The following is a 1,361-nucleotide window of genomic DNA, read 5'->3' on the forward strand; positions in this document are numbered from 1 at the left end:
GGCCGCCGCCCGGCGACGACGGTGCCGACGCCGGACCTTGGCGCCGACGACCGCGAGGAACGGCGATGCGGCGAGGCCGAGCGCGAGCAGCGACCACCCGGCCACGCGGACGGCGGCGAGGACCGCCTGGAGCGCCGGATCGACCTCGGGCCGGTCGTCGCGGCCCGCGTCCGGGGGCGTGCGGTCCTCGGGCTCGACCTGCTCCTCCACGGGCGGGGGCAGCACGGTCTGGGGGCGGGCGACCTCGGTGGGCTCGTCGGGCAGGGCGTCGGGGACGTCGCGGACGGGCGGGTTCGGATCCACCGCGACCCAGCCGGAGGACGCCGTGTCGACCTCGATCCACGCCGTGACGTCGGAGCCCGTGACGGCGACCGGCCCGCCGTCCGCGGCGCGCACGGCGTCCTCGCCCGGGGCGAAGCCCATCACGACGCGCACGGGGAAGCCGAGCTCGTCGGCCATGAGGGCGGCCGCGACCGCGTACTGCTCGGCGTCGCCGAGCATTGGGCGGGTGGTGAGGAGGTCGGCGATCCGCTCGGCGGAGTGGCCGGACCTGCTGAACGGCGCGTCGCCCACGCCGTGGCTGACGTAGCCGTCGGCGCGCAGGGCGGAGACCGCGGCGACGAGCTGCGCGCCCGGCGAGGCCGACGCGCCGGCGCCCGCATCGGCTCCGCCCGAGGTCGCCCCGTCGGGCGCGGCGGTCGACGCCTGCACCTGCGACTGGATCTCGTCGGGCACGCCCGTGGGCCGTGGGGCCACCGCGTCGCCCGGGCGCTCGTCGGCCAGCGCCGCGAGCGGGGGCGTGGAGGCCACGACGGCCTCGATCTCGTAGGCGTCGCCCTCCGTGAGTCCGCCGATCACCGCGCCCGTCGCCGTCGCGTCGTCGTAGTAGAACGAGTCGGCGAGGCGTCCGCCGTCGTCGCCGGCGAACCCGATGCGCTCGAGGCGCCCGGCGCCCGGCAGCCAGACGCCGCGGTAGGAGCCGATGACGACGTCCAGCGTGACGTCGTCGCCCGCGACGCCGGTCTGGTCGAGCCGGTACGGCACGCGCGCGAACGTCCCCGAGGCCTGCCCGGTGCGGGACGCGTCGACGCTGCCGCGGGCGCCGCCCACGCCGTAGACGACGCCGTCGTACGTGTCGAGCGCCGCGAGGCGCACGCGACCGCCGGCGGGCAGGCCGGAGACGCGGAACAGGGTGTCGTCGACGGCCGGGGCCTTCCAGTACGTGCGGAAGGACGAGAGGGGGCTGACCTGCTCCCGCGGGTCGAAGGGCTGCTCGACGGTGGAGCGGAGCGCGGTGCGGGCGACCTCGGGCGGGGCGGCGGCGGTGGCCGCGACGCCCGCCGCGAGCGCGACCGCGAGCA

The 1,361-nt window shown here is 78.3% G+C and carries 1 protein-coding gene; it reads right to left on the minus strand.

The window, feature by feature from the left end; genetic code table 11:
- Nucleotides 1–1,361: transglutaminase-like domain-containing protein (locus Q6969_RS15680; protein ID WP_317231272.1), on the minus strand; the 1,361-nt coding region annotated here is incomplete at both ends.

Origin of the sequence: Clavibacter sp. MX14-G9D (assembly GCF_032917815.1) — a bacterium.
Classification (GTDB): domain Bacteria; phylum Actinomycetota; class Actinomycetes; order Actinomycetales; family Microbacteriaceae; genus Clavibacter; species Clavibacter michiganensis_K.